This is a genomic window from Streptomyces sp. SID10853 (assembly GCF_010548145.1).
Classification (GTDB): Bacteria; Actinomycetota; Actinomycetes; order Streptomycetales; family Streptomycetaceae; genus Streptomyces.
In genome coordinates, this window is record NZ_JAAGLN010000314.1 from 1 (window position 1) to 6,470 (window position 6,470).

General features: G+C 73.0%; 4 protein-coding genes. All 4 read left to right on the forward strand.

Annotation, left to right across the window (positions count from 1 at the left end; all coding sequences use genetic code 11):
* Positions 1–944 (forward strand): PucR family transcriptional regulator (locus G3I19_RS33250; protein WP_164267434.1); only part of this gene is annotated, 944 nt, incomplete at its 5' end.
* A 294-nt stretch (positions 945–1,238) separates the two neighbouring features.
* A complete protein-coding gene (locus tag G3I19_RS33255) occupies positions 1,239–2,684 on the forward strand; it encodes an aldehyde dehydrogenase family protein (RefSeq protein WP_164267435.1) in 1,446 nt (481 codons plus the stop codon).
* 200 nt (positions 2,685–2,884) lie between these two features.
* The gene (locus G3I19_RS33260; RefSeq protein ID WP_164267436.1) at positions 2,885–4,822 is read left to right on the forward strand and encodes an acyl-CoA dehydrogenase family protein; all 1,938 of its coding nucleotides are present in this window, start codon (positions 2,885–2,887) and stop codon (positions 4,820–4,822) included.
* A gap of 312 nt (positions 4,823–5,134) precedes the next feature.
* Entirely contained in the window at positions 5,135–6,397 is a 1,263-nt protein-coding gene (gene aroA / locus G3I19_RS33265) for a 3-phosphoshikimate 1-carboxyvinyltransferase (protein WP_164267437.1), read from the forward strand.
* Positions 6,398–6,470: the final 73 nt, after the last annotated feature.

Here is a 6,470-nt window from a genome sequence, read left to right on the forward strand (position 1 = left end):
GCCGCCCGCACGGCGCGCTGGCCGTCGGTACGGCCGCCCCACTGGGCACCGCCGAGCGGTACGCCGTGCACTCGGCCGTCGCCCTGCTCACCCTGACCACCGAACGCTCCCGGTCCCTGCGGGCGGCCGAGGACCGGCTGGGAGCGGCCGTCCTGCGGATGCTGCTCGCCGGGGAACCGGACCACGCCCGCACCGTCGCAGGGGACCTCTACAACGGCCTGCTCGACGCCCCGTACCGCCTGCTCATCGCGGAGGGCGCACCCGTCGCGCTCCAGGAGCTGGCCGAAACGCTGGAGGCCGGGGCATCGCGGGCCGGCGAGATGGCGCTCGTCGTCCCCGAGGGGGAGCGCCTCGTCGTCCTCGCCACCGACGGCGGAGCCGCGGTCACGGCCTGCACGGCGTACGCCCAGCGGATCGAGGCCAGGCAGGCCCCGGGGGACAGGGTGGGGCCCGTGGGGTCGGTGGGACCGGTCGGGTCGGTGGGGCCGGCCGGTTCCGCGGGTTCCGCTGGGGAGGACGTCCAGGTCGTCATCGGCCAGTCCGCACCGGCCGGCACCATCGCCGCCGCCTCGGCCTACCGCCAGGCCGAACAAGCGCTCTCGGTCGCCCGCAGAAGGGGCCGGGTCCTGGTCGAACACGAGGAACTGGCCACCGGATCCGTGGTGCCGCTGCTCGCCGACGACGCGGTACGGGCCTTCGCCGACGGCATGCTGCGTCCGCTGCACGAGCACGACGCGACCGGCCGCGGCGACCTGGTGGCGTCCCTGCGCGCCTGGCTCGCGCACCACGGCCAGTGGGACGCGGCCGCCGCCGACCTGGGCGTACACCGGCACACCCTGCGGTACCGGATGCGGCGGGTGGAGGAGATCCTGGGGCGGTCCCTGGACGATCCGGACGTACGGATGGAGCTCTGGCTGGCGCTGAAGGCCACCAGCATGCCGTGAGGCGGCACGGACGCCCGCAGCCATGCCGCGAGAGTGGCCCGGAGCCCGGAGCCCGGAGCCCGGAGCCCGGAGCCCGGAGCCCGCAGCCCACAGCCCGCAGCCCGGAGCCGTGCCGTGAGGCGGACCGGGCCCGGCCGTGGGACGAGCGCGGAACCGCCGCGCAGGACCGCCTCCGCGTCCCACGACATTCCGGCGCCCCGGAAGCCCGCACCACTCCATGCTGGACAAACACAGCGCCGCCCCCGCACCCCTACCGTGGGAACACCAACCACCACCACGGAAGGGCCGGAACACATGACCTCCACCCACGCCTTCTGGCTCGCCGGCCGCCAGGCCACCGGCGATGACACCTTCGATGTCACCTCCCCCTGGGACGGCCGGCACGTCGGTACGGTCGCCGTCCCGACCGACGCCCAGGTCGAGGAGGCCGTCGCCGCCGCGCACGCCGTCCGGGACGAGTTCGCCGCGACGCCCGCCCACGTCAGGGCCGCCGCCCTGGACCACGTCTCCCGGCGCCTGGTCGAGCGCACGGAGGAGATCGCCCAGCTGATCACCGCCGAGAACGGCAAGCCCATCAAGTGGGCCCGCGGCGAAGTCGGCCGCGCCGTATCGGTGTTCCGGTTCGCCGCCGAGGAGGCCCGCCGCTACAACGGCGGCGAGGCGCAGCGCCTCGACACCGACGCGGGCGGCGCCGGCCGGCTCGCGCTGACCCGCCGCTTCCCGCGCGGCGCGGTCCTGGGCGTCGCGCCGTTCAACTTCCCGCTGAACCTCTGCGCCCACAAGATCGCCCCCGCCATCGCGGTGGGCGCGCCGATCATCCTCAAGCCCGCCCCGGCGACGCCGCTCTCGGGTCTCGTCCTCGGCGAGCTGCTCGCCGAGACCGAGCTGCCCGCCGGCTCCTGGTCGGTCCTGCCGGTCGCCAACGACAAGATGCCCGCACTCGTTCAGGACGAGCGGCTCCCGGTCATCTCCTTCACCGGCTCCGACAAGGTCGGCTTCGCGATCATGGACTCGGTCCCGCGCAAGCACATCACCCTGGAGCTCGGCGGGAACGGCGCGGCCGTCGTCCTCGCCGACTACGCGTCCGAGGAGGACCTCGACTGGGCCGCCACGCGCATCGCGACCTTCTCGAACTACCAGGCCGGCCAGTCCTGCATCTCGGTCCAGCGGGTGATCGCCGACGCCTCGGTGTACGACCGGCTGGTCCCGAAGATCGTCGACGCCGTGGGCCGGCAGACCACCGGCGACCCCGCCGACGCGGCCACCGACGTCGGTCCGCTGGTCAGCGAGGACGCGGCCAGGCGGGTCGAGTCCTGGGTCGACGAAGCGGTGCAGTCGGGCGCCAAGCTGCTCGCGGGCGGCTCCCGGGACGGCGCCGGCTATGCGCCGACCGTGCTCGCCGACGTCCCCGCCGACACCACGGTGGCCTGCGAGGAGATCTTCGGCCCGGTCCTCACCCTCACCCGGGTCGACGGCGAGGCGGAGGCGTTCGCCGCTGTCAACGACTCCAAGTACGGCCTGCAGGCGGGCGTGTTCACCCACGACGTGCAGACGGCGTTCCGCGCCCACAGCGCCCTGGAGGTCGGCGGTGTGATCGTCGGCGACGTCCCCTCGTACCGCGCGGACCAGATGCCGTACGGCGGCGCCAAGCAGTCCGGCGTCGGCCGTGAGGGCGTGCGCTTCGCGATGGAGGACTACACCTACGAGCGGGTCATGGTCTTCACCGGCCTCGCCCTCTGAACCACGGGCGGCGGCCGGCGGGGCCCGCTCCGGCCTGACCCGATCGGACGCACCCCGCCCAGCCCCGGCCACCCCTCACGCGCGTGAGGGGTGGCCGCTGTGCCGGTAATGCGGTAGATACGGACACGTAGTGATGACCAGCACCGCCTGGCTGCGGGCAGGTGCGTCCATCCCGACGTCCGCGGTGAGGAGTACCCCTCATGACCGCACCACTCGACAAGCCCAGGGTCACCGAGCGCGAGGCGCGCCAGGTCGCCGAGGCCGCCCGTGAACAGGACTGGCGGAAACCCAGCTTCGCCAAGGAGCTGTTCCTCGGCCGCTTCAGGCTCGATCTGATCCATCCCCATCCACTGCCCGACGCGGAGGACGCCCGGCGCGGCGAAGCCTTCCTCGCGAAGCTGCACACCTTCTGCGAGACCCGGATCGACGGCGCGCTGATCGAGCGCGAGGCCCGCATCCCCGACGAGACCATCAACGGGCTCAAGGAGCTCGGCGCGCTCGGCATGAAGATCGACACCAAGTACGGCGGCCTCGGCCTCACCCAGGTGTACTACAACAGGGCGCTCTCGCTGGCCGGTTCGGCCAGCCCGGCCGTCGGCGCGCTGCTCTCGGCCCATCAGTCGATCGGGGTCCCGCAGCCGCTGAAGCAGTTCGGCACCCAGGAGCAGAAGGACGCCTTCCTGCCCCGGCTGGCCCGTACGGACATCTCGGCCTTCCTGCTCACCGAGCCGGACGTCGGCTCCGACCCGGCCAGGCTCGCCACATCTGCGGTCAGGGACGGCGACTCGTACATCCTCGACGGGGTCAAGCTCTGGACGACCAACGGCGTCGTCGCCGACCTGCTGGTCGTGATGGCCCGGGTGCCGAGGAGCGAGGAGAGCAAGGGCGGCATCACCGCCTTCATCGTCGAGGCGGACTCGCCGGGCATCACCGTCGAGAACCGCAACGCCTTCATGGGACTGCGCGGCCTGGAGAACGGCGTCACCCGCTTCCACCAGGTCCGTGTCCCGGCGGCGAACCGGATCGGCCCCGAGGGCGCCGGTCTCAAGATCGCCCTCACCACCCTCAACACGGGCCGCCTCTCGCTGCCCGCGATGTGCGTCGGCGCGGGCAAATGGTGTCTGAAAATCGCCCGTGAGTGGTCGGCGGAGCGGGAGCAGTGGGGCCGGCCCGTCGGCCGGCACGAAGCCGTCGGCGCCAAGATCTCCTTCATCGCCGCGACCACGTTCGCCATCGAAGCGGTCGTGGACCTCTCCTCCCAGATGGCCGACGAGGACCGCAACGACATCCGGATCGAGGCGGCGCTCGCCAAGCTGTACGGGTCCGAGATGGGCTGGCTGATCGCCGACGAACTGGTCCAGATCCGCGGCGGCCGCGGCTTCGAGACGGCCGAGTCCCTCGCGGCCCGCGGCGAACGGCCGGTGCCCGCCGAGCAGCTGCTCAGGGACATGCGCATCAACCGGATCTTCGAGGGCTCGACCGAGATCATGCATCTGCTGATCGCCCGCGAGGCCGTCGACGCCCATCTCTCGGTCGCCGGCGATCTGATCGACCCGGACACCTCGCTGACGGACAAGGCGAAGGCGGGTGCGCAGGCCACCGCCTTCTACGCGCGCTGGCTGCCCAAGCTCGTGGCGGGCCCAGGACAGCTGCCCGGCAGCTACGCGGCCTTCCACCCGGAAGGACACCCGGACCTCGCCGCGCATCTGCGCCATGTCGAGCGCTGCTCCCGCAAGCTGGCCCGCTCGACCTTCTACGCCATGTCGCGCTGGCAGGGAAAGATGGAGACGAAGCAGGGCTTCCTCGGCCGCATCGTCGACATCGGCGCCGAGCTGTTCGCGATGAGCGCGGCGTGCGTACGGGCCGAACTGCTGCGCGCGTCGGACGACCACGGCCGGGAGGCGTACCAACTGGCCGACGCCTTCTGCCACCAGGCCCGTATCCGGGTCGACGAGCTGTTCGGCCGGCTCTGGGCGAACACCGACGAGCTGGACCGCAAGGTGGTGTCCGGGGTCCTCTCCGGGACGTACACCTGGCTGGAACAGGGAATCGTCGACGCATCGGGCGAGGGTCCCTGGATCGCCGACGCGACCCCGGGACCCTCGACGGCGGACGACGTCCACCGCCGCATCCGCTGAGCGGGACGGCGTCACCGCGCATCCGGGCGGTGCCGGGCTTCCCGGGGACACCGGCTGTTCACGGGGGCACACCGGCTTCCCGCGGGCCGGGGCCGCGGGCACCGGCTGTTCACGGGGGGGGCACCGGCTTCCCGGGAAACACCGGATCCGCGGGCACCGGCTTCCCGGGGACGCCGGCTTCCCGGGGACGCCGGGTTCGCGGGCACCGGCTGTTCACGGGGACACCGGGCTTTCCAGGGGGACCGGGCGGTTCACGGCCGGATCGTGGACCGTCCCGGCCCCGGTCACGGGCGCACGGCAGAATGTCCGCCCGTGACCGTCACCGAAATCCCCGGCTCCAAGTCCGTGACCGCGCGCGCCCTGTTCCTGGCCGCCGCGGCCGACGGCACCAGCACGCTCCTGCGCCCTCTCGTCTCCGACGACACCGAAGGGTTCGCCGAAGGCCTGACCCGGCTCGGATACGCGGTGGAGCGCGGGCCCGACGCGTGGCGCATCGAAGGCCGCCCGGCCGGACCCGGCGTGGCCGACGCGGACGTCTACTGCCGGGACGGCGCCACCACGGCCCGCTTCCTGCCCGCACTCGCCGCCGCGGGCCGGCAGCACATCGCGGGTACTCCGGGCACCGGGGGAGGCAGCTACCGCTTCGACGCCTCCGCCCAGATGCGCCGCCGCCCGCTGGCCCCGCTCACCCGCGCGCTCCAGGAGCTGGGCGTCGACCTCCGCCACGAGGGAGCGGAGGGCCATCACCCGCTGCGGATCGCCGCCCGCGGCATCGAGGGCGGCGAACTGACCCTCGACGCCGGCCAGTCCTCGCAGTACCTCACCGCGCTGCTGATGCTCGGCCCGCTCACCCGCACCGGGCTGCGCATCACCGTCACCGACCTCGTCTCGGCCCCGTACATCGACATCACGCTCGCGATGATGCGCGGCTTCGGTGTCACGGTGACCCGCGAGGGCAATGTGTTCACGGTGCCGCCCGGCGGCTACCGCGCCACCGAGTACGCCGTCGAGCCCGACGCCTCCACGGCGAGCTACTTCTTCGCCGCGGCCGCCGTCACCGGACACACGGTCACCGTGCCCGGCCTCGGCGCCGGCGCGCTCCAGGGCGATCTGCGCTTCACCGAGGTGCTCGGCAGGATGGGCGCCGACGTCCGTACGACCGCGGACGGCACCACGGTCACCGGCCCACGGCAGCTCCGCGGACTCACGGTCACCATGCGCGACATCTCCGACACCATGCCCACGCTGGCCGCCATCGCCCCCTTCGCGTCGGGGCCGGTGCGGATCGAGGACGTCGGCAACACCCGGGTCAAGGAGTGCGACCGGCTCGAGGCGTGCGCGGAGAACCTCCGGGCGCTCGGCGTCGACGTCGCCACCGGACCCGACTGGATCGAGATCCGGCCCGGCACACCGGTCCCCGCCCCGATCCGTACGCACGGCGACCACCGCATCGTGATGTCCTTCGCGGTCACCGGTCTGCGCACCCCGGGCATCACCTTCGACGACACCGGCTGTGTCCGGAAGACCTTCCCCGGCTTCCACGAGGCGTTCGCGAAGCTGCGAAGCTCATGGTGAAGTGCCCGCGCCGCGGCGCACTTGACCGACAGCGAGGGGTGGCGGGCGAGCAGTGCCGATGTACCACACGGAC

Excerpts from the sequence above, each read along its gene's own strand:
- G3I19_RS33255 (WP_164267435.1), top strand. The coding sequence starts at position 1,239 with ATGACCTCCACCCACGCCTTCTGGCTCGCCGGCCGCCAGGCCACCGGC.
- G3I19_RS33260 (WP_164267436.1), top strand. The coding sequence starts at position 2,885 with ATGACCGCACCACTCGACAAGCCCAGGGTCACCGAGCGCGAGGCGCGC.